The following is an 18503-nucleotide window of genomic DNA, read 5'->3' as shown; positions in this document are numbered from 1 at the left end:
CCAAACGCGCTCGAACGGGTGACGCGACGGGCTCCGCGGCCGGACCGGGCCCGCGCGGCAAACCGGTGTCGAGTGTGCCGCGCGGGAAGTGCCGTGTCGAGTGGGCCGACAGAGGGTCTGTCAGGTGGTGCCTCCAGGGCGCCTCCCGGGGAGCTGTCATCGGGTCAGGCGCTGCGGCCGAACGCCAGCAGGTGGCCGTCCTTGGTGCCGACGAACACCCGCCCGCCGTCCGTCGCGGGCACCGAGAACCTGGTCACCGTGCCGAGCGCGAAGCTGCGCCGCAGGGCGAGCGTGCCGTTGACCGGAAGCGCGTCGTAGACCCGCAGTTCGCCGTTCTGGCCGCCCGGTCCGGTGCCCGAGTAGACGGTCCACACCAGGGCCGAGCCGGTGGCCGTCCCGTTGGAGGTGACGACGGGTGAGCCGGAGGCGTAGCCGAAGCCCTCGGCGCTCGTCGCGGCGCTCGTCAACCGCGGGTTCCCGGCGCCGTCCACCGCGTACTTGAGGGCCCGCAGCGCACCGTAGTTCTCGACCAGGTAGACGTAGCCGCCGTCGCCGCCCCAGACGCCCGGGTGGCCCCAGACGCCCTTGAACGGGCCGGTGGTGCCGACCACGCCGTCGGTGCCGCCCGGACCCTGGCCCATGCCGCCGAGGCGGTCCCGGTCGAGCAGGAAGATCCGGCCGTCCTTGCCGACCTGCACCATGAGGCGCGGGTGCGCGGCGGTGCCGAAACCGGACGGCAGGGCGGCCGGGCCGCCGGAGCCGAGGTCGATGTCCCCGTGGTCCATCGCCCGGTTGTCGGTGGGGCTGAAGAAGTCCCGTGGGGCGAGGCTGCCGTCGGCGGCGACGCCCAGCCGGACGACGGACTCGGCGAAGTGGCCGCCGGGCCGGTCGCCGGGGCCCTTCGGCGGGGAGGCGCCGTCGCCCGCGCCGTTCCCGGTGGCCAGGAAGATCCGCCCGGGGCCGTCCGAGACCAGGCCGCCGCCGCTCATCCAGACGCCCCCGTTCTGCGAGGCGGAGCCGGACTCGGTGGACCAGAGGGTGAGTCTGCGGGTGCTGGTGCTGACGCCGGCGACCGTGCCGACGTAGGTGCCGACCCCGCAGTCCGAGGCGAACCCGAAGTAGACCGCGCCGTCCAGCAGCAGCAGTCCGGCCCGTTGGGCGGAGGTGGCCGGGTCGAACGGCACGCCGGGGCTGTTCACCGCCGAGCCCTCGACGGCGACCGGCCAGCCGGCGCGCTCGGCGCCCGAGGCGGTGTCCAGGGCGTGCACCGAGAAGCGCGCGCCGCCCCCGTCGCCGGACTTGGAGACCAGGTAGACCGTCCTGCTCGCCTTGTCGTAGACCGGGGTGGAGATGACGCCGGTACCGGGGGAGAGGCACGCGGTGGAGGCCGGCACCGGGGCGCCGAGCGAGCGCTGCCACAGGATCCGGCCGTCGGCCGCGTCGACGCCGTAGACGTGGTTGGTCGCGGTGGCGACCACCACGGTCGAACCGGCCACCAGCGGCTGGGCGTACACCGCGCCGTCCACGGCGGTGGACCAGCGGCGACCGAAGTCGGAAGAGGACACCCGGGCCGGGGCGAGATCGGGTTCGGCGGCGTCCCAGGCGGTGCGCAGATTGTTGACGGAGACGGTCGGATTGTCGGCCCGGGTGGGCGTCGCACCGCCGAGCGCGCCGGCGGCGAGCGCCGGGACGAGCAGCGCCAATCCGGAGAGCAGGGCCGCCGCCGACCGCGGCGGCCGGCCGGGTCGGTCGGGTCGGTCGGGTCGGGCGGGGCGGAAGGGCCGGAGGAGTCGGACGGGATCAGGGGCGTCCGGGGCCGGTCCGGTGACGCGCGCGGGTGGGTGAGATCGGCTCATGCGATCCGCCTTGGCTGTCGGGGGGGAGTACGGACAACGGCGCCGTGGCGTCGTTGTGCGAACGACCGTCCCGCACCCGCGGCCGCCCGGCACCACCGTGCCCGCCCCGTTCACGCCCCGGGGGGAACCGGCTGCGCCGGGCGGAGGTGCGGCGGCTACACCCCCTTGGACAGCAGCAGCGCCAGTCCGGTGGCGGCGGCTGCCTCGGCGTCGGCGTTGACGTCGTCGCCCGGGCCGCGGTCCTTGACCACCTCGACGGAGTACGCGTGGCCGTCGGCGGTGAGGAAGTTCACCTCGGGACGGCGGCCGTTCTTGTCGCGGAGCAGGTAGGCGTCCTGGCCGGTACCGGGGACCGGGGTGGAGGTGAACTCCGGGTTGGACTTCAGCGAGGTGAACAGGGCGGGGTCCATCTCCTGGATGTGGGCGAAGGACTGCCGGGAGCCCCAGGTGCAGCCCCAGACCGGCTTGCCGTTCTTGGGGTCGGGGTGGGTGCCGGTGAACGGTCCGCCGGTGCCGACGGCGGCGACCACCTGGGGGGAGGTCAGCAGGGTGCAGGCGTCCGCGGGGCGCTTGCCGGTGCCGGTGAGCGTGCCGGCCGGCGTGCCGGCGGTGGGGACGGCCGGGGTCGCGGTCGGGGCCGGGGCGGCGGTGGCCGCCGCGGTGGTCGTCGGAGCGGCGGCGGTGGTGGCCGGGGCGGAGGCGGCCGTGGTCGAGCCGCCGCCCGAGGAGGAGCAGCCGGCCACCGCGACGGCCGCGAGGGCCAGCGTGGGCAGCCAGCCGTACCGGCGGCCGGACATGATCGGTGACCTGCGGTCCATGGAACCCCCTCCGATGGCGCCCACCGGTGCGGCGGGCGGCGACGTGGCAGGATCCTACGGCGTCGGGCGGCCCGCGATTTCCTGTTTGTGCTACAGGAGTTGGACGGCTCCGTCACGGGCGCGAGCGGGTCGTCGGCCGGCCGCGGGACCGGCGCGCCGGGGCGCCCGGGACGGCGGTCCGGAGCACGGGGGTGGTACGCGCACGTGCGGCCGGGCTCCGGGCGGCGCCCGCGCCGGGGCGAGCTGACCTGCCCGGATGTCCGGGCCCCTCATTATCAGTGCGGCAGGTCCGGTGTCGAGCGCGGGACGGCGTCTTCCCCGGACGGGTGACGTTCTGGTGAAAGTGGTCATGCCAGGAACGGCGGCCCGGCATCCTTTGCCCGTGATCATGCGGATCCCGGGACGGGGCGGGGCGCGCGACCGAGCGGATGCCCATTGGGACGGAGGCCCTGAGAGATGAGCACCAACCTGCCGGAGACCGTGGTGGAGGCCCCGGCCGTCCTGCCCGCGCCGCCCCGGGTGGTCGACGACCTCGCCCGTGATCTGACCCGGGCGGCGGCCGCCGTCCGCTCCGCCTCCAGAGACGGCCGCAGCGGCGGCGACCTCGCGGTGGCCGCCTACACCGCCGTGGTCTGCACCGGACGGTCGGCGGCCCGCGCCCTGGAAGAGGCCGCCGCCTGGTGCCGGCAGGCGCCCGAGGCCGAGGTGCACTCGCTGGCCTGGGCGCGGGTACCGGGTCACCGCGACGACGTCGACGAGTACCGGGTCACCCTCGCCGTCAGCTTCCCCGACCAGGAGACCGGCGAGCACGTCGGCGACACCCACCGCGCCCGGCGCTGAACCCCGGGACCGGGCCGGCCGATCGGCGGGGTCCGACCCCGGGTGTCCGCGTGGCAGACTCGCCGTCATGGACACCCCGGGGGCGAAGGATCCTGTTGTGACCGAGCGTGAACTGCCCGTCGGGGCGGCCGTGGTGGTCACGGTGCTGGCCGGGCTCTGCGGCGCGGCGCTGCTGCTGGCCGTGCTGCACTGGCTGGGCTGGACCGTCCCCGGCCTCGGCCGGCTGCTCGCCAAGGGCGCCGTGAAGGTCGGGGTCGGCGGAGCGGTCGGCCTGACGGCCGCCGTCGCCTGGTTCCGGGTCCGCCGCGCCGGCCGGGGACGGGACGCTTCCTGAGCGGCCCGCCTCAGGACCGGGTGGCCGCGCACTCCAGGTGGCCCCAGCTGGTACCCACCTTGGTGATCTTGTCGCCCTTGGCGTACGGGCGGGAGCACGGGCAGGTGCCGGGGAAGCGGGCGGAGAGCGTCGGCGCGCCGCCGGAGCCGGTGGAGGTCCGGCGCTTGGCCGAGGCCGTGGACGAGGTCGTGGCGGGGGCGGTACGACGGCTCCGCGCCGGGGCGCTCGTGACCGGGTCCGGGACCGGCAGGTCGGCGGCGGTCCCGCCGGCCGCCTCCTGGGTGCGGGCGGCGTCGCTGGCGGCCTTGTCGGCGATGGCGTTCAGCGGATCGCCGTCCACCTGGTGGGCGGGCACGTAGACGAACGCGACCTCGCGTCCCTCCAGGAGCCCGTCGATCCGCTGGATCAGCTCCTGGTTGGCCACCGGCTTGCCGGCGGCGGTCTTCCAGCCGTTGCGCTTCCAGCCCTTCAGCCACTTCGTCACCGCGTCGCGGGTGTACGTGCTGTCCAGCCGGACCTCCAGCGGCACGGCGGGATCGGTGGCGGCCAGCAGCTGCTCCAGGGCCGTGAGCTCGCCCACGTTGTTGGTGCTGCGCCCGAGCGGGCCGGCCTGCCAGCGCTGCGGCACCCCCGCACCGTCGGCCACCACGTAGGCCCAGGCCGCCGGGCCCGGGTTCCCCTTGGCCGCCCCGTCACAGGCGGCGATGATTCGGTCGTTCATCCTGCGATCATGCCAGCCCGCGCGGGCCCCGCGGACCGCGCGGCGTCCCGGGGCCGGGCCGCCGCGCGGTCAGGGCAGCAGGACCAGCCGCCCGCGCAGACCGCCCCGCGCCAGCCGGCGGTGCGCCTCGGCGGCCCGTTCCAGCGGCAGGGTGCCGGCCACCGGCAGTGCCAGCTCGCGGTTTGCGGCCAGGGCCGCGAGCCCGGCGAGCGCGGCGCCGTCCGCCGCCACCCAGACGTGCACGACCCGGATCCCGCGCAGCCCGGGCGGCGCCGCACCCGCCGACAGCGCGACGAAGGCCCCCCGGTTGCGCACCGCGCCGAGCGCCGGCACCCCGAGCAGCGCCGCGTCCAGCGCGCCGTCCACGCCGCCGGGCACCAGCGCGCGGACCTCGGCGGCCGTGTCGGGTGCGTCGCGCGGCAGGCACCACCGCGCCCCCAGTTCCCGCAGCCGCCCGGCGTCCCGCTCGCCCGCCACCGCGACCACGCGCAGTCCGCGGCGCGCCGCCAGCTGGACCGCGAAGCCGCCGACCGCGCCCGCCGCGCCGGTGACCAGCAGCGTCGACCCGGGCGGCAGGTTCAGCAGGTCCAGCGCCTGGAGGGCGGTGAGCCCGTTGAGCGGCAGCGTCGCCGCCTCGACGGCCGGCACGCCCGGCGGCGCGGCGGCGAGCGCCGAGGCGTCCAGCACCACGGCGTCGGCGTAGCCGCCGAGCGGGACGTCCAGCCGGTCGCGCAGCCCGATCACCGCGTCCCCGACCGCGAACCCGGACACCCCGGGGCCGATCCGCTGCACCGTGCCGGCCACGTCCCAGCCGATCCCGACGACCTCCCGCGGCGCCATCAGCCCGGCCTGCGCCAGCACCCCGGCGCGGGTCACCGCGTCCACCGGGTTGACCCCGGCGGCCGCCACCCGCACCCGCACCTGGCCCGGCCCCGGCTCGGGGACGGGCACCTCGACCAGCTCCAGGACCTCCGGACCGCCGAACCGGCGGACGACCACGGCGCGCATCGCGCTCTCCTTCCAGCAGGGGCCGCCACCGGCCGCGGCGGCCGGCGGGGCTTGCCAACGGCACCCAACCTAGGGAGAGTTGCTTCCCGGCGGGAAGTACGCACCCGGGAGTGCGTACCGTACGGAGAGGAGAGCCGATGGCGACCACGACCGCCGCCCAGCGCCGCTCGGCCGCCCGGGCCGACTACGACGCCTACCTCGCCGAGTGCCCCGCGCGGCAGCTGCTGGAGCGGATCGGCGACAAGTGGGTCAGCCTGATCGTCAACGCCCTGGCCGACGGGCCGCAGCGCTACAGCGACCTGCGCCGCCGCCTCGCCGGGGTCAGCGAGAAGATGCTCACCCAGACCCTGCGCGCCCTGGAGCGGGACGGCCTGCTGACCCGGACGGTCACCGCGGCGGTCCCGGCCCGGGTCGACTACGCGCTCACCCCGCTCGGTGCCGGGCTGCTCCCCCTGCTGCGGGCGATCAAGGACTGGGCGGAGGAGAACATGCCCGAGGTGCTGGCCCACCGGGAGACCCACGACGGCCTGGCCGGCCGAGCGGACGGCGGATTGACGGGCCGTCAGGGAGTGGGGCCGGAACCGGTCGTGGCAGGCTGACGGCATGGACACCGAAGAGCTGAGACTCGCGGTCTACCGTGCCTTCGCCGCCACCGGCCGGGCCCCCGGGCACGACCGGCTGGCCGCCGAACTGGGCGTCACCGCACCGGAGATCCGCGCCGGCCTGCGCGGGCTCGCGGACGCCCGGCACCTGGCGCTCGGCCCCGACGACACGATCGTCATGGCCCACCCGTTCTCCGCCGTGCCGCTGGGCTTCTCGGTGATGGCCGGCGCCACCCTGTGGTTCGGCGGCTGCGCCTGGGACTCCTTCGCGCTGCCGCACCTGGTGCCCGGCGCCGATCCGGCGCTGGTCGCCACCACCTGTCCGGCCTGCGGGCGCGCGCACGCCTGGACCGTCACCCGGTCGGCCCCGCCGGAGGGTGAGCAGGTGGCGCACTTCCTGGTGCCCGCCGCCCGGATGTGGCAGGACGTCGTCCACACCTGCGCCCACCAGCGGCTGTTCTGCTCCACCGACTGCGTCGACGACTGGCTCGCCGTCACCGGCCACCCGCGCGGCGCCGTCCTCGACCTGGCCACCCTCTGGCGGCTCGCCGCGCACTGGTACGAGGGCCGGCTCGGCTCGCCGTACACCCGGCGCGAGCCGGCCGAGGCCGCCGACCACCTGCGCTCGGTGGGGCTGAGAGGGGAGTTCTGGGGGCTGTGAACCGCTGACACGGGCTTGAGCAACAGCGTAGGAGTACCGGAGGAACGCCGAAGGCCCGCGCGGCCGCCGCCGTCGAGGCGGTGGCGGCCGCGCGGGCCGGGGTCAGGAACGGAACGGCGGCGTCACAGGGCGCCGCACTGGCCGCCCTTCGGGCCGTTCACGGTGTTGCCGTGGCCGCCGTTGCCGGGGGCCGGGGTGTTGCCCGCGCAGTCCAGCGGACCGCGCACGGTGCTGCCGGCGACGGCGGTGCCGCCGGTGTTGAGGGCCAGGTGGGCCGGGCCCTCGACGGTCGACCAGAGCAGGGCGACCTGGCCGGTGGAGCCGCTGACCGCGACCGGGCCGGACACCTGGGAGTCGGTCAGCACGAAGGCCGCCGCGCCGCGGGCCGAGACCGGGCCCTTGAAGGTCGAGCCGGTGGCGACCAGCGCCGCGCCCGGCTGGACCAGCACCGGGCCGGTGACCGTCGCGCCGTCCAGGCAGGTGACGCCGGAGGTGACCGCGAGCTTCTTCTGGGCGCCGCGCAGCGTGGTGGTGCACGCCGGGACGGAGCCGACGGTGAGCGCGCGCTCCGCCGTCACACCGCCGACGGTGACGCTCAGCGTCGCGCTGCCCGGCCGCAGGCCGGTGAGCGTGCGGGTGGCCGGGTCGTACGCGGCGATGCTGCCGTGCGGGGCCTTGGCGGCCGGGCCGACGAACACCCCCCGGCCGCCCCACCGGGCGGTGACCGGCCAGGCGACCGGCACCGTCCGCTCGCCGTCCTGGGTGAACGTCGCGCTGACCGGCGCGGAGTCCAGCAGGCCGAGCGACTCGGGGGCGGTCAGTTGCACCGCGTCGGCGCGGGCCCGCACCTCGGCGCGCAGCCAGGCCGAGGCGTCGTCCGGCACCGCGTACGGGTCGGTGACCTTGCCGGCGGCCGGGTTGATGCCGAGCATCGTCCAGCCGGTGAAGCCGCCGCGGTCCGGCTCGGCGGCCGGGCCCTTGCCCGAGTTGCCGTTGATCAGGTACGGGACGCCGTCGACGCTGCTCGCGTGGAAGGCGCCGACGTGGCCGCTGACCATGGCGGCGGACTTGCCGCCCGCGCGGAAGCCGGCCAGCCACTGCTCGACCAGCGCGGCCTCCTTGCGGTCACCGAGCCGGCTGCCCTGGTCGGGCAGCGGGTCGCGGGTCGGGTGGTGGTCGAACAGCAGCAGGCCGGTGACCGAGGGGTCCTGCGCGGCCGCGTCCAGGGTGGTGCGCAGCTTGGCGATCTGGTCGAAGCCGCTCGCCCGGAAGGAGCCCAGCGAGCTGTTCAGGGTGATGAAGCGGGTGCCCTTGACGTCGAACACCTCGCTGGTCTCGCCGAAGGCGGTCTTGAAGTTGTCGATGGTGCCGGGGCCCATCACCTCGTGGTTGCCGGGCACGTAGTGCCAGGGGATGCTGCGGCCGGTGAGCTGGTCGAACTCGTCCAGCACCTTGCGGGCGAGGGCGAAGTCGGCCGGGCTCGCCTCGTCGACCAGGTCGCCGGCGATGACCAGCAGGTCGGGCTTGGCAGCGGCGATGTCGCGCAGCGTGCGGCGGGCGGCCTGCACGATGTCGCTCTCCGGGGCGCGGGCGATGAACTGGGCGTCCGACATCACCGCGACCCGCAGCGGCCTGCCGTCCACGGTGCCGTCGGTGAGCACCACCGGGTCGGTGACCCGCGGGCGCACCGGCAGTTCGACGTCCGGCGCCACCTTGACCCGCAGGTCGGCCAGGGTCAGCGCGCCGGTGTAGGAGCGGGCGGCGCTGGTCTCCATCAGCCGGAAGCGCTGGAAGGTCAGCGGGTACTGCACACCGGCCGGGATCGGGAACTCGACCTTCTGCCAGCCGGTCCAGGTGACCATCGGCGCGTCCAGGTTGGCGGTGACGCCGGCGGCGGTGCGGTACTGGATGCGCGGCCAGGCGCCGTTGCCGTCGCCCTCGATCCACATCGTGATCGAGCGCGGCTGGCCGGGCAGCACGATGCCCTCGGGGGCGATCGCGTACTGGCCGCGGGTGCCGGTCGACTTGGTGAAGTCGTACGTCAGGCGCAGGCCCTTGCCGCCGTCGTGGCCGGCGGCCGGGGCGATGCCGCCGCCGGGCGCCCGGTCGTTGCCGGACTTCCAGGCGGCCGCGTCGGAGAAGTCGGCGAACGGCTTCTCGGTCATGCCGACGGTGACGGCGACGGCGGTCTCCAGGCCGCCCACGGTCAGCCTGAGGGTGGCGGAGGTGCCGTCGGCGAGCGCCTTGAGGGCGATCGATCCGTCGTCGGCGGCGGAGGTCCCGACCACGCCCGCGCCGCCGGTGACGGTGATGTCCGCGGCCTCGACCGGGGCGGCGTGGCCCTGGGCGTCGTATCCGGTGACGGCGATCTTCGCGGTGGCGCCGGCGCCCTCCAGACCGATCGGGTCGGTGCCGGCGGCGATCCGCACCGGTGCGCCGAGCACGGTCAGCGGCAGGGTGGCGGTCTCGGCGCCGTCGGCGGCGGCGGTGACGGCGGCCGGGCCGGAGGTGCGGCCGGTGACGACGGCCTCGGTGCCCTTGCCGGACACCTCGACGGCGCCGCTGCCCGACGCGCCGCCGGTCGCGCCGCCGGTCGCGCCCTTCGCGGCCGACCAGCGGACCGGCGGAGTGGCGCCGGCCACCGGGCCGAAGGTCTCGTCGTGCGGCAGCGCGCGCACGGTGCGGTGCAGGCCGGGGAAGACCCGGGTCGCGGTGTCCACGGTCTCCGCGGGCCGGACCCGGAAGCCCTTGACCTGGCCGGAGCCCGGCGCGGAGAACAGGCCGAGCCCATTGGCGACGGCACGCTCCCCGCCGTTGTCGGACGGGCTGCTGACGGTGCCGGCGCGGGCGGCGCCGGGCAGCCGGGCGGCCATCGCCGCCGAACCGCCGCCGTCCATGTTGAGCGCGTTCTGCGCGCCCATGTCCCGCATCAGCACCGCGAGGTCGGGCAGGCTGATGCCGGGGCTGTCGGCCTGCCGGCCGTCGATCGTGACCAGGTACATCCGCTTGTTGTCGGCGGAGAAGCCCACGGCGGTCCGGGCGTTGGGCTCGTTGCCGTCGTTCTCGCCGGGCCGCATCGCGACGCCGTCGCGGACCAGCACCTGGTAGCCGCCGACCGCCACCGCGACCTCGCCGAAGGAGGCGCGCGGCCGGTAGCCGGTGGAGACCTGGTCGCCGGGCTTGAGCTCGCGCAGCGCGCGGGCGCCGGCCTCCCGGCCGACCAGCACGGTGGCGCCCTCGGGCACGGCGGCGCCCGGCTGCTCGCGGACGGCGGTGACCCGGCCGTCGCGCAGCTCCACCTCGACGACCTCCGAGGAGCCGCCGGCGACCTTGGCCCGGGAGGCCTGGCCCCAGGCGGGGGTGAACAGGCCGACGCCGTCGGTGGGCAGGCCGTAGGTGTTGACGCCGTCGAGGGTCAGCTCGCGGCCGCCGGGCAGCGCGGCGTGGCCCTCCAGGAACACCTCGGCCATCCGGGCCAGGCCGTCGGTGCCGACGGTCACGGCCTGGTTCCAGCCCTCGATAGGGGCGTGCACGAGGCCGCCCTCGCGGGAGACGCCGACGCCGAGCGGCGCCTCGGAGGCGTTCATGTCGAAGTAGTCGCCGTTGATGGCGGCGACCGCCCCGGCGCCGCGGGCCATGTCGGTGACGGTCTGCCGGGTCGTCACCTGGCCGGAGGACAGGTAGTCGACGCTCAGGCCCTTGGTGGCGAGGTCGGCGACCAGGACCTTGCCGCGCAGCCAGCCGGTCGTCCCGAGCCGGTCGAAGGCGGTCATGGTCAGCCCCGGGGCGATCGGGGTGACCTCGCGCCGGGTGACGACCGACTCGCCGGGGCGGTCGAGCACCAGGCCGGGGTCGGCGGCGGTGCCCTCGGCGCCGGCCGTGGCCGGTCCGCCGGGCGCGGCCCAGGCGGTGGAGGTGGCGAGGGCGGGCAGGCCGGCGGCGACCAGCGCGCAGAGCGCGACCACCGCGGCGGGCCGCCGGCGGCGGCGCGCCCCGGGTGCGGCGGCGGGTGCGGGAACGGGGGCGGTCGTCGTGGGGGTGACGGGCGGTGACATCGGTGGTTCAGCTCCTCGTACTGCTACGGGACGTGTGTGCCGCCGGTGCGAGCGCAGGACGCGGTCGGTGGCACGGGGCGCCGCTGGACGGCGCGGCCCGGGAGCATGATCACCGAGCCGACGGCAGCCAATCGTCCACGAAAGACCTTCACACCACGCGTCGGTGAACCGACCCGTTCGGCCGCGCGAACAAAAGCCCCATTCCTCTCGGGAACATGACACAACAGGACGTCCGGGCAGGGGTGGTGAGGATCGCCGGTTTCCCGTCCTGCTGCAGAGTTCGACGCCCGCCGGGGGCGCACAGTGGAGCGCGCACCACCCCGTCCTCGTCAACGAGCCCCATCGGAGGGGAAGTCATGAGCATCCGTACTGCGGCCGCGGCCGTCGCAGCCACCGCCGCCCTCGCCGTCCCGGTCCTCGCCGCCGTCCCGGCCACGGCCGCGCCCGCCCGGGTGGCGACCTGTTCGACGTACAGCAACTACGTCAGCTACGGCGTGGCCTGCGACGGCAGCCGCAGCTACTACGCCTGGGCCGTCTGTGCCAACAACCAGGTGGTGTACGGGGCCACCCGCTCGGGCGGGGTCTGGTCCTACGCCTACTGCAGCAACGTCGGTTCGACCTTCCGCAGCGGCGGTTACACGCTGATCTGACCGCCGGGGGAGTCGCCCGCGGCGGCCACGGCGCGGTCCACGCGGTCGGCGAGCGTCGACCACGGGCGGCAGTCGACCACCGGGAGCGCGTGCCGGCGGGCCTCGGCGGCGAGCCGGTGCGAGTACCGGGCGCTGACCTCGGCGCGGTCCGCCTGCACGCCGCTCCCCGGTTCGCGGGCCGCGTAGTTGGCGGTGATCCGGGCGGCGTCGCCCTCGTGCAGGAACAGCGCCCGGACGTCCCGCCCCGCCGCCCGGCCCAGCGCGAGCGCGCGGGCGCAGCCGGCCGGAGTGAGGTAGTCGCCCTCGACGACGGCGGGGACCGGGACGGTCAGCCGGTTGCGCACCACCCCGAGCAGGGCCGGCTCCAGCGCCTCGGCGGTGGCGATCTGGAGGTCCAGCACCCGCTCGGGCGTCAGCTCCTCGACCGCGCCGCCCTCGCCGAAGTGGTGCAGGGCGGGGTGCTGTTCGGGGGTGGTGAGCTCCTGGACGGCGGCGACCACGTCGTCGAACTCGACGACGAAGGCGCCCGTGCCGGCCGCGATGCGGGCGGCGGCCAGGCTCTTGCCGACGCCGGAGGCGCCGCCGAGCAGGAGGAGGTCCCAGGTCCGGTTCGTCACCCCGCGACGCTATCGTGCGGGATCCGGTCGGATCATCCGGATTTCCCCGTCGGGCCCTCGCTGTGGTCGAGCCGCCGCTGCCACGTCGTCAGCAGGCCCTCCAGTGCGGCCGCCTCCTCGGGGGTGAGCAGGTCGAGCAGGCGGTGCTCATTGCGCATGTGGGCGGTGAACGCCTCGTCGATCAGCCGGCGGCCCGCCTCGGTGAGGGCGACCACGCGGCCGCGCCCGTCCGCCTCGCTGCGCCGGCGGGTGACCAGGCCCGCCCGCTCCAGCCGGTCGATCCGCTTGCTCATCGCGCCGGTGGTGACCATGGTGCGGGCGGCCAGTTCCCCGGGTGCCCGCTCGAACGGCGCGCCCGCCCGGCGCAGCGCGGCCAGCACGTCGAACTCGCCCTCGCCCAGCCCGTAGCGGCCGTAGACCAGGCAGAGCTCCTCGGTGAGCCGGCCGGCCAGCCGGTGCAGCCGTCCGATCACCGCCTGCGGGGAGACGTCGAGGTCGGGCCGCTCACGGCGCCAGTCGGCCTGGATGAGGGCGACGTGGTCGGGGGCCGGATCCGTCGGGTGGCTGTCTCGGCTGTGCTCCATGTCCGGCATCCTAGCCCGATGGCTTCCCGGGAAGTTATATTGTCTTCCATGGAAGCAAGTTTTCGGTGGGTGTTGCTGACCGCCGTCGCGCCGGTGGCCTGGGGCGCCAACTACTACGTCACCCGCGAGTTCCTCCCGGCCGACCGCCCGCTGTGGGGCGCCGCGCTGCGGGCCCTGCCGGCCGGACTGCTCCTGCTGGCGCTGCGCCCGCGTCTGCCGCGCGGGGCCTGGTGGTGGCGGTCGGCACTGCTCGGGCTGCTCAACACCGCGGGCTTCTTCGTCCTCCTCTACATCGCCTCGCAGTCGCTGGCCACCAGCGTCGCCTCCACGGTGATGGCGGCCTCACCGCTGGCGATGCTGCTGCTGGCCTGGGCCCTGACCGCCGCCCGTCCCTCCCGGGCCCATCTGCTCGGCGCGCTGGTCGGCCTGGGCGGGGTCGGGCTGATGCTGCTGACCCGGGCCGAACCGGTCTCCCCGGCGGGCCTGGCCGCCTCGGCGGCGGCGATGCTCGTCTCCTCGTTCGGCTACGTGCTGGCCGGCCGCTGGCGCGACGGCCCGGACGTGCTCGCCACCACCGCCTGGCAGCTGGTGGCCGGCGGGCTGGTCCTGCTGCCGCCGGCCGCGGTGGTCGAGGGCGCGCCCGCGGTGCCCACCGGGCGGGAGCTGCTCGCCTTCGGCTACGTGGCGATGGTGGCGACCGGGCTGGCCTTCACGGTCTGGTTCGCCGGCCTGCGCCGGCTGTCGCCCGGGACGGTCGGGCTGGTGGGACTGCTCAACCCGCTGACCGGCGTCCTGCTCGGCACGGCGGTGGCGGGCGAGGCGCTCGGCCCGCTCCAGTACGCCGGGCTGCTGCTGGTCCTGGCCGGGGTCACCCTCGGGACCGTCTTCGGAGCCCCGCCCGCCGGGCGACGCGGGGCAGGCGGGGACGGCCCCGGCCCGGGGCGGGGCGCTGTCCGGACGAAGGCGCTCGGACGGCGCGGATGACCTCCCCTTCCGTCGCCGCCGGTTGACGGCCGGTCGGAGGGAAAACCGGGTGACCCGGGGCGGGCCGGTTCCTACACTCGACACCCAGAGGCGCGCCGCCCGGGATTCCGGCGGCGGCGCGCGCCGTGACGAGTCGAGGGAGGACCGGTCGTGCGCCACCGCACCGCTGCCGTCGTCCCCTCGTCCCGGTTCGAGGTGATCCTGGTGTCCTCGTGCTTCCGGTGCCCGCTGCGCGGCCGGCACCGGGGGCGTGCGACGACCTTCTGACCCGGGCGCGGGAACACCCTCCGCCGGTCGCCGTCGCCGCCGCAATCGCGCTGCCCTTCTCCTCCCGAGAGCTTCGAAAGGCACCGGGCCATGCGCACCGACGTCACCACCACCATCGCCGCCGTCCGCAACCTGGGCATCCTCGCCCATGTGGACGTGGGCAAGACCACGGTCACCGAGCGGATCCTCTTCCTGACCGGCGAGACCCACCGGCGCGGCGAGGTCCACGACGGCACCACCGTCACCGACTGCCACCCGCAGGAACGCGAGCGGGGCATCACGATCTCCGCGGCGGCCGTCGCCTGCGTCTGGGACGGCCACCGGATCAACCTCATCGACACCCCCGGCCACGTCGACTTCGCCGACGAGGTCGAGCGCTCGCTGCGGGTGCTGGACGGGGCGGTCGCGGTGTTCGACGCCGTCGCGGGTGTGGAACCGCAGAGCGAGAGCGTCTGGCGCCAGGCCGACCGGCACGGCGTGCCACGGATCGCGTTCGTCAACAAGATGGACCGGGCCGGTGCCGACCTGGACGCTGCCGTCGCCTCCGTCCGGGAGCGGCTGCACCCCGCCCCGCTCGCGGTACAGCTGCCGATCGGACGGGAGGGCGGCTTCACCGGTGTGGTCGACCTGCTGACGATGCGTGCCCTGACCTGGGACGACGGCCCCGACCGGGACGGCTTCCGGGAGGGGACGGTGCCCGACGGGCTGAGGGCCGAGGCCGAGCGGCGGCGCCGGCTGCTGGACGAGGCGGTGGCCGGGCTCCATCCGGCCGCGCTGGAGGAGTACGTCGAGCACGCGGCGCTCTCCGGCGCGACCCTGGCCGCGGCGCTGCGGGACCTCACCCGTAGCGGCGAGGCCGTGGTGGTGCTGTGCGGCTCGGCCTACCGCAACCGCGGGATCGAGCCGCTGCTGGACGCCGTCACGGCCTACCTGCCGTCACCGCTGGACGTCCCGGCGGTGCGCGGCGCCGCGGTCGGCACGGCGGACGGGACGGCGGACGGTGCGGAGGTGGAACGATCCGCCGATCCCGGCGGGCCGCTCACCGCGCTGGTGTTCAAGGTGAACGTCACCGCCACCGGCCGGCTCACCTACCTGCGGCTGTACGCGGGCACGCTGCGCAAGGGGGACACCGTGCTGGACGCCGGCGCCGGTCGCACCGAACGGATCGCCCGGATCCTGCGGGTGCAGGCCGACAACCACACCGAGACGGACACGGCCGTGGCCGGGGACATCGTCGCGGTGATCGGCGTCAAGGCGGCGCGCGCCGGCGCGACGCTCTGCGCGCCCGGCGCGCCGGTGGTCCTGGAGCCGGCCGTCGCGGCGGTGCCGGTGGTGACGGTGGCCGTCGAGGCGCGGCGCACGGTCGACACCGACCGGCTGGCCGTCGCGCTCGCCCGGCTCGCCGAGGAGGACCCGTCGCTGGTCGTCCGCACCGACCCGGAGACCGGGCAGCGGGTGCTGTCCGGGCTGGGCGAACTGCACCTGGAGGTGGCGGTGGAGCGGATCCGCCGGCTCGGACTGGAGGTGGCCGTCGGCCGCCCGCAGGTCGCCCACCGGGAGACCGTGGAACGCGGGGTCACCGGGCATGTCCACCGGCACGTCAAACAGGACGGCGGCGCCGGCCAGTTCGCCCACGTGGTGCTCGACGTGGCGCCGCTGGACGGCCCGGCCGGGCAGCAGGAAGGGGGATTCGTGTTCGCGTCCACCGTCACCGGCGGGCGGGTGCCGAAGGAGTACGTCCAAGCGGTCGAGGCGGGCTGCCGGGACGCGCTCGCGGAGGGCCCGCTGGGCGGCCACCCGGTCACCGGCCTGCGGGTCGTGCTGACCGACGGGGCCACCCACCCGAAGGACTCCTCGGAGCTCGCCTTCCGCACCGCCGGCCGGCTGGCGCTGCGCGAGGCCCTGCGGGCCTGCCGGACGGTGCTGCTGGAACCGGTCGCCGAGGTGACGGTGACCGTGCCGCAGGAGTCGGTGGGCGGGGTCCTCGGTGACCTCGCCGCCCGCCGGGGCCGCGTCCAGGGCTCGTCCCCGCGCGGCGGGACGGCGGTGCTGACGGCGGTGGTGCCGCTCGCCGAGCTGTTCGGCTACGCGACCGCCCTGCGCAGCCGCACCCAGGGCCGGGGCACCTTCACCACCCGGCCGGCCGGGTACGCCCCGGCACCGGCCGCCGTCCGGTAGGGCGGGTGCTGGCCGGCGCCGGGCCGTCGGGACCACCTCGGTGGCCCGGTGGCCCGGCGCCGTCTCCCGCGGGTTCTCCCGCCGTACCCGCGGGTGTAACTGACGCGGGCTCGGGTGCGAGGGCCTCGACCAGGTGTCAGTGCGTGTTCACCTGACCGCCCACTTGGTTGCCCGCTTGGTCGCGTATTCATAACGGGTCTGGTCCAAAGCGCGCGGAGGTGACGTCTCCCCCCGGCCCCGCGCGACAGTCGAGAGGAAGAGACCATGGAACGCAGATCCCTGCTCGGTGCGACCGCCGGAGCGCTGGTGCTCGGAGGTCTCGCCCAGGCGCCCGCCCACGCGGCTCCCGCCGACGGCGGCGAGGGGCTCGTGACCACGTTCAACGTCATCAGCGACATCCAGGGCGACCTCGGCGACTTCGCCCAGGCCCTCAAGGACATCAGGGCCACCAACCCGCGTTCCTCGGGCCTGGCCGTCGCCGGGGACATCACGCCGCGCGGCTACGACTTCGAGTACGCCGACGTCCAGAAGGTGCTGGACCAGGGCCCGAAGCCCCGTGAGGTCGCCTGGGCCATCGGCAACCACGAGTTCTACGTCCCCAAGTGGTCCGACCCGAACACGCTCGCGCAGAGCACCTGGCCCAACGGGACCACCGAGGACTCCCTCTTCCGCAGCTTCTACCGGTTCGCCAAGCGTTCGGCCGTCTACGCGGAGACGACGTTCGGCGGCATCCCGGTCCTGACCCTGGGCACCGAGCGCTACATGCACTTCCACGACAAGTCCCTGTGGGACGAGGTGTGGATCAGCGAGGCGCAGTTCCAGTGGCTGGAGGACCGCCTGCGGTACTGGGAGAAGCGCCGCAAGCCGGTCATGGTCATCACCCACCACCCGCTGCCCAACACCGTCTCCGGGACCCGGAGCAAGATCTACCTGAGCGACTACCTCCAGCCCGACCGCCTCCTCGGCCTCCTCGGGCGCTACCGCGACGTGTTCCTCTTCAGCGGCCACACCCACTGGGACCTGACCCTCTCCGACTGGTACGTGCGCCGCGTCGTGCCCGGCACCGCCAATCTCGACGGCTTCTCGGTGATCAACACCGGCGCCGTGCAGACCGGCTTCGCCGACAACGGGCAGGGCGGCGAGGTCACCGTCCCCGGCCGCTTCAACCAGGGGCTCCAGGTGGACGTGCACCGCGACCGCGTCGTCGTCAGGGCACGCGACTTCGCGACCGGCAGCTGGATGAAGCAGATCACGGTGCCGCTGTCCACCCGGATCTGACCCGACCCCGGACGGGCCGGCGGGCGCGCTGTGGCGGCTGCTACAGCGCGCCCGCGTCGCGGGCCGTCCACACCGACGGGTACAGCGGGCGCCAGTTCAGCTCCCGGCGGATCGCGGCGGTCGAGACCTGGCCCTCCCACGGGTCGCCGGCGCCGAACGTCGCGGGCCCGGCGCCGCCCTCCGGGGTGGTCCAGGACGCCGGGTCGGTCCAGGCCGCCGGGTGCGGCTCGCCGTTGATCCCGTGCAGGTCCCAGGCGGTCACCGGGGCGTCGTCCGCCACGTTGTAACTGCGCCCCGCCACCCCCGGGGTCACCGCCGCGCTCCACAACGCCCGCGCCACATCGGCGTGGTGGACCACGGGCAGGCGCTGGTGCGAGGGCCAGCGACCGGCCCAGTGCAGCGCGTCCGCGAGGTGCGGGTCGCCCTCGCCGTACACGAACGCGGGACGGACCACGACCAGCGGCAGCCGGTCGCCGAGCGCGCGCAGCCCCTCCTCCGCCGCGGCCTTGGAGGCGGCGTAGGAACCCCAGGCCGCGTCCGGGGCCAGCGGGTCGTCCTCCACGGCCGGGCGGCCCGGCGTGCGCCCGTACACCAGATTGGTGCTGGTGTGCACGAACCGCCGGACCCCGGCCGCGGCCGCGTCCCGCCCGAGGGCGACGGTCGCGTCCCGGTTCACCGCGAAGGCCTCCTCGTCCGACACCCCGCGCAGCGCGGCGGCCACGTGCACCACCACGTCCACGCCCTCCAGCGCCCGCGCCCGGTCGGCCGGCTCCCGCACGTCCCCGACCACCGCCCGCAGCCCCGCCGCGCCGGCCGCCCGCGCCTGCGCGTCCTGCCGCACCAGCACCCGGACCGCGCCCGGCCCGGCCCACTGCGCCAGCCGGGGCACGAACCGGCGGCCGACCTGGCCGGTGGAACCCGTCACCAGAAACGTCGTCATCACTGCCTCACTCCCTGAAGGTGGCCGTTCCCCGGCCCGCTCCTCGGCCCGCGCAACGGCGGGGGCGGCGCCCGTCCGTCCGGCGCCGTCCTCCCGGACACCACGATGGC

16 protein-coding genes are annotated in these 18503 nt (G+C 75.8%); 8 read left to right on the top strand and 8 right to left on the bottom strand.

Going from position 1 to position 18503, the window contains the following annotated elements:
• Positions 1-164: 164 nt before the first annotated feature.
• The gene (locus ACFU9E_RS10665) at positions 165-1703 is read right to left on the bottom strand and encodes a PQQ-binding-like beta-propeller repeat protein (protein ID WP_380683881.1); all 1539 of its coding nucleotides are present in this window, start codon (positions 1701-1703) and stop codon (positions 165-167) included.
• 308 nt (positions 1704-2011) lie between these two features.
• Positions 2012-2674 carry a hypothetical protein gene (locus ACFU9E_RS10660; RefSeq protein ID WP_380683882.1) on the bottom strand — a complete coding sequence of 221 codons (663 nt, stop codon included), beginning with the start codon at positions 2672-2674 and terminating at the stop codon, positions 2012-2014.
• Between the two features lie 456 nt (positions 2675-3130).
• On the opposite strand from ACFU9E_RS10660, the gene ACFU9E_RS10655 reads away from it, so the two are divergent.
• Both ACFU9E_RS10655 and ACFU9E_RS10650 read left to right on the top strand, forming a co-directional pair.
• Positions 3131-3514, top strand: a complete 384-nt coding sequence (locus tag ACFU9E_RS10655; RefSeq protein WP_355367607.1) for a hypothetical protein — start codon at positions 3131-3133, stop codon at positions 3512-3514.
• A gap of 97 nt (positions 3515-3611) precedes the next feature.
• Positions 3612-3848: a hypothetical protein gene (locus tag ACFU9E_RS10650; RefSeq protein ID WP_380683883.1), complete on the top strand. Its 237-nt coding sequence runs from the start codon at positions 3612-3614 to the stop codon at positions 3846-3848.
• Positions 3849-3858: 10 nt separating this feature from the next.
• On the opposite strand, the gene ACFU9E_RS10645 is transcribed toward ACFU9E_RS10650, so the two are convergent.
• Both ACFU9E_RS10645 and ACFU9E_RS10640 read right to left on the bottom strand, forming a co-directional pair.
• Positions 3859-4569, bottom strand: coding sequence for a ribonuclease H (locus ACFU9E_RS10645; protein ID WP_380683884.1), 711 nt, complete (start codon positions 4567-4569; stop codon positions 3859-3861).
• 69 nt (positions 4570-4638) lie between these two features.
• Positions 4639-5577, bottom strand: a complete 939-nt coding sequence (locus ACFU9E_RS10640; protein WP_380714907.1) for an NADP-dependent oxidoreductase — start codon at positions 5575-5577, stop codon at positions 4639-4641.
• Between the two features lie 137 nt (positions 5578-5714).
• Between ACFU9E_RS10640 and ACFU9E_RS10635 the strand changes: the two genes are divergently transcribed.
• Complete coding sequence (locus ACFU9E_RS10635; protein ID WP_380690065.1) at positions 5715-6176, top strand: winged helix-turn-helix transcriptional regulator; 462 nt, start codon at positions 5715-5717, stop codon at positions 6174-6176.
• A 4-nt stretch (positions 6177-6180) separates the two neighbouring features.
• The gene (merB, locus tag ACFU9E_RS10630; protein WP_380690063.1) at positions 6181-6840 is read left to right on the top strand and encodes an organomercurial lyase; all 660 of its coding nucleotides are present in this window, start codon (positions 6181-6183) and stop codon (positions 6838-6840) included.
• A 122-nt stretch (positions 6841-6962) separates the two neighbouring features.
• Here the strand turns inward: merB and ACFU9E_RS10625 are convergent, their stop codons facing one another.
• Positions 6963-10895, bottom strand: a complete 3933-nt coding sequence (locus tag ACFU9E_RS10625) for a phosphodiester glycosidase family protein (protein ID WP_380714905.1) — start codon at positions 10893-10895, stop codon at positions 6963-6965.
• 356 nt (positions 10896-11251) lie between these two features.
• On the opposite strand from ACFU9E_RS10625, the gene ACFU9E_RS10620 reads away from it, so the two are divergent.
• Complete coding sequence (locus ACFU9E_RS10620) at positions 11252-11545, top strand: hypothetical protein (protein WP_380684553.1); 294 nt, start codon at positions 11252-11254, stop codon at positions 11543-11545.
• Here ACFU9E_RS10620 and ACFU9E_RS10615 read toward each other — a convergent pair.
• The gene (locus ACFU9E_RS10615) at positions 11530-12162 is read right to left on the bottom strand and encodes an AAA family ATPase (protein WP_380684554.1); all 633 of its coding nucleotides are present in this window, start codon (positions 12160-12162) and stop codon (positions 11530-11532) included. The genes ACFU9E_RS10620 and ACFU9E_RS10615 overlap by 16 nt on opposite strands.
• Before the next feature lie 32 nt (positions 12163-12194).
• A complete protein-coding gene (locus tag ACFU9E_RS10610) occupies positions 12195-12746 on the bottom strand; it encodes a MarR family winged helix-turn-helix transcriptional regulator (protein ID WP_380684555.1) in 552 nt (183 codons plus the stop codon).
• Between the two features lie 48 nt (positions 12747-12794).
• Between ACFU9E_RS10610 and ACFU9E_RS10605 the strand changes: the two genes are divergently transcribed.
• The 3 genes from ACFU9E_RS10605 (at position 12795) to ACFU9E_RS10595 (ending at position 17453) form a co-directional block, all read left to right on the top strand.
• The gene (locus ACFU9E_RS10605) at positions 12795-13730 is read left to right on the top strand and encodes a DMT family transporter (protein WP_380684556.1); all 936 of its coding nucleotides are present in this window, start codon (positions 12795-12797) and stop codon (positions 13728-13730) included.
• Between the two features lie 357 nt (positions 13731-14087).
• Positions 14088-16175 carry an elongation factor G gene (gene fusA, locus ACFU9E_RS10600; protein ID WP_380684557.1) on the top strand — a complete coding sequence of 696 codons (2088 nt, stop codon included), beginning with the start codon at positions 14088-14090 and terminating at the stop codon, positions 16173-16175.
• Positions 16176-16439: 264 nt separating this feature from the next.
• The gene (locus ACFU9E_RS10595; protein WP_380684558.1) at positions 16440-17453 is read left to right on the top strand and encodes a DUF4073 domain-containing protein; all 1014 of its coding nucleotides are present in this window, start codon (positions 16440-16442) and stop codon (positions 17451-17453) included.
• Between the two features lie 40 nt (positions 17454-17493).
• Here the strand turns inward: ACFU9E_RS10595 and ACFU9E_RS10590 are convergent, their stop codons facing one another.
• Positions 17494-18393 carry an NAD-dependent epimerase/dehydratase family protein gene (locus ACFU9E_RS10590; RefSeq protein WP_380684559.1) on the bottom strand — a complete coding sequence of 300 codons (900 nt, stop codon included), beginning with the start codon at positions 18391-18393 and terminating at the stop codon, positions 17494-17496.
• Positions 18394-18503: the final 110 nt, after the last annotated feature.

The sequence above is a fragment of the Kitasatospora sp. NPDC057595 genome, assembly GCF_042800875.1.
GTDB lineage: Bacteria > Actinomycetota > Actinomycetes > Streptomycetales > Streptomycetaceae > Kitasatospora.
This window is presented reverse-complemented; position numbering and strand designations above follow the sequence as displayed.

Excerpts from the sequence above, each read along its gene's own strand:
- ACFU9E_RS10645 (WP_380683884.1), bottom strand. The coding sequence starts at position 4,569 with ATGAACGACCGAATCATCGCCGCCTGTGACGGGGCGGCCAAGGGGAAC.
- ACFU9E_RS10635 (WP_380690065.1), top strand. The coding sequence starts at position 5,715 with ATGGCGACCACGACCGCCGCCCAGCGCCGCTCGGCCGCCCGGGCCGAC.
- ACFU9E_RS10610 (WP_380684555.1), bottom strand. The coding sequence starts at position 12,746 with ATGGAGCACAGCCGAGACAGCCACCCGACGGATCCGGCCCCCGACCAC.
- fusA (WP_380684557.1), top strand. The coding sequence starts at position 14,088 with ATGCGCACCGACGTCACCACCACCATCGCCGCCGTCCGCAACCTGGGC.
- ACFU9E_RS10605 (WP_380684556.1), top strand. The coding sequence starts at position 12,795 with ATGGAAGCAAGTTTTCGGTGGGTGTTGCTGACCGCCGTCGCGCCGGTG.
- ACFU9E_RS10590 (WP_380684559.1), bottom strand. The coding sequence starts at position 18,393 with ATGACGACGTTTCTGGTGACGGGTTCCACCGGCCAGGTCGGCCGCCGG.
- ACFU9E_RS10620 (WP_380684553.1), top strand. The coding sequence starts at position 11,252 with ATGAGCATCCGTACTGCGGCCGCGGCCGTCGCAGCCACCGCCGCCCTC.
- ACFU9E_RS10660 (WP_380683882.1), bottom strand. The coding sequence starts at position 2,674 with ATGGACCGCAGGTCACCGATCATGTCCGGCCGCCGGTACGGCTGGCTG.
- ACFU9E_RS10625 (WP_380714905.1), bottom strand. The coding sequence starts at position 10,895 with ATGTCACCGCCCGTCACCCCCACGACGACCGCCCCCGTTCCCGCACCC.
- ACFU9E_RS10595 (WP_380684558.1), top strand. The coding sequence starts at position 16,440 with ATGGAACGCAGATCCCTGCTCGGTGCGACCGCCGGAGCGCTGGTGCTC.
- merB (WP_380690063.1), top strand. The coding sequence starts at position 6,181 with ATGGACACCGAAGAGCTGAGACTCGCGGTCTACCGTGCCTTCGCCGCC.
- ACFU9E_RS10655 (WP_355367607.1), top strand. The coding sequence starts at position 3,131 with ATGAGCACCAACCTGCCGGAGACCGTGGTGGAGGCCCCGGCCGTCCTG.
- ACFU9E_RS10640 (WP_380714907.1), bottom strand. The coding sequence starts at position 5,577 with ATGCGCGCCGTGGTCGTCCGCCGGTTCGGCGGTCCGGAGGTCCTGGAG.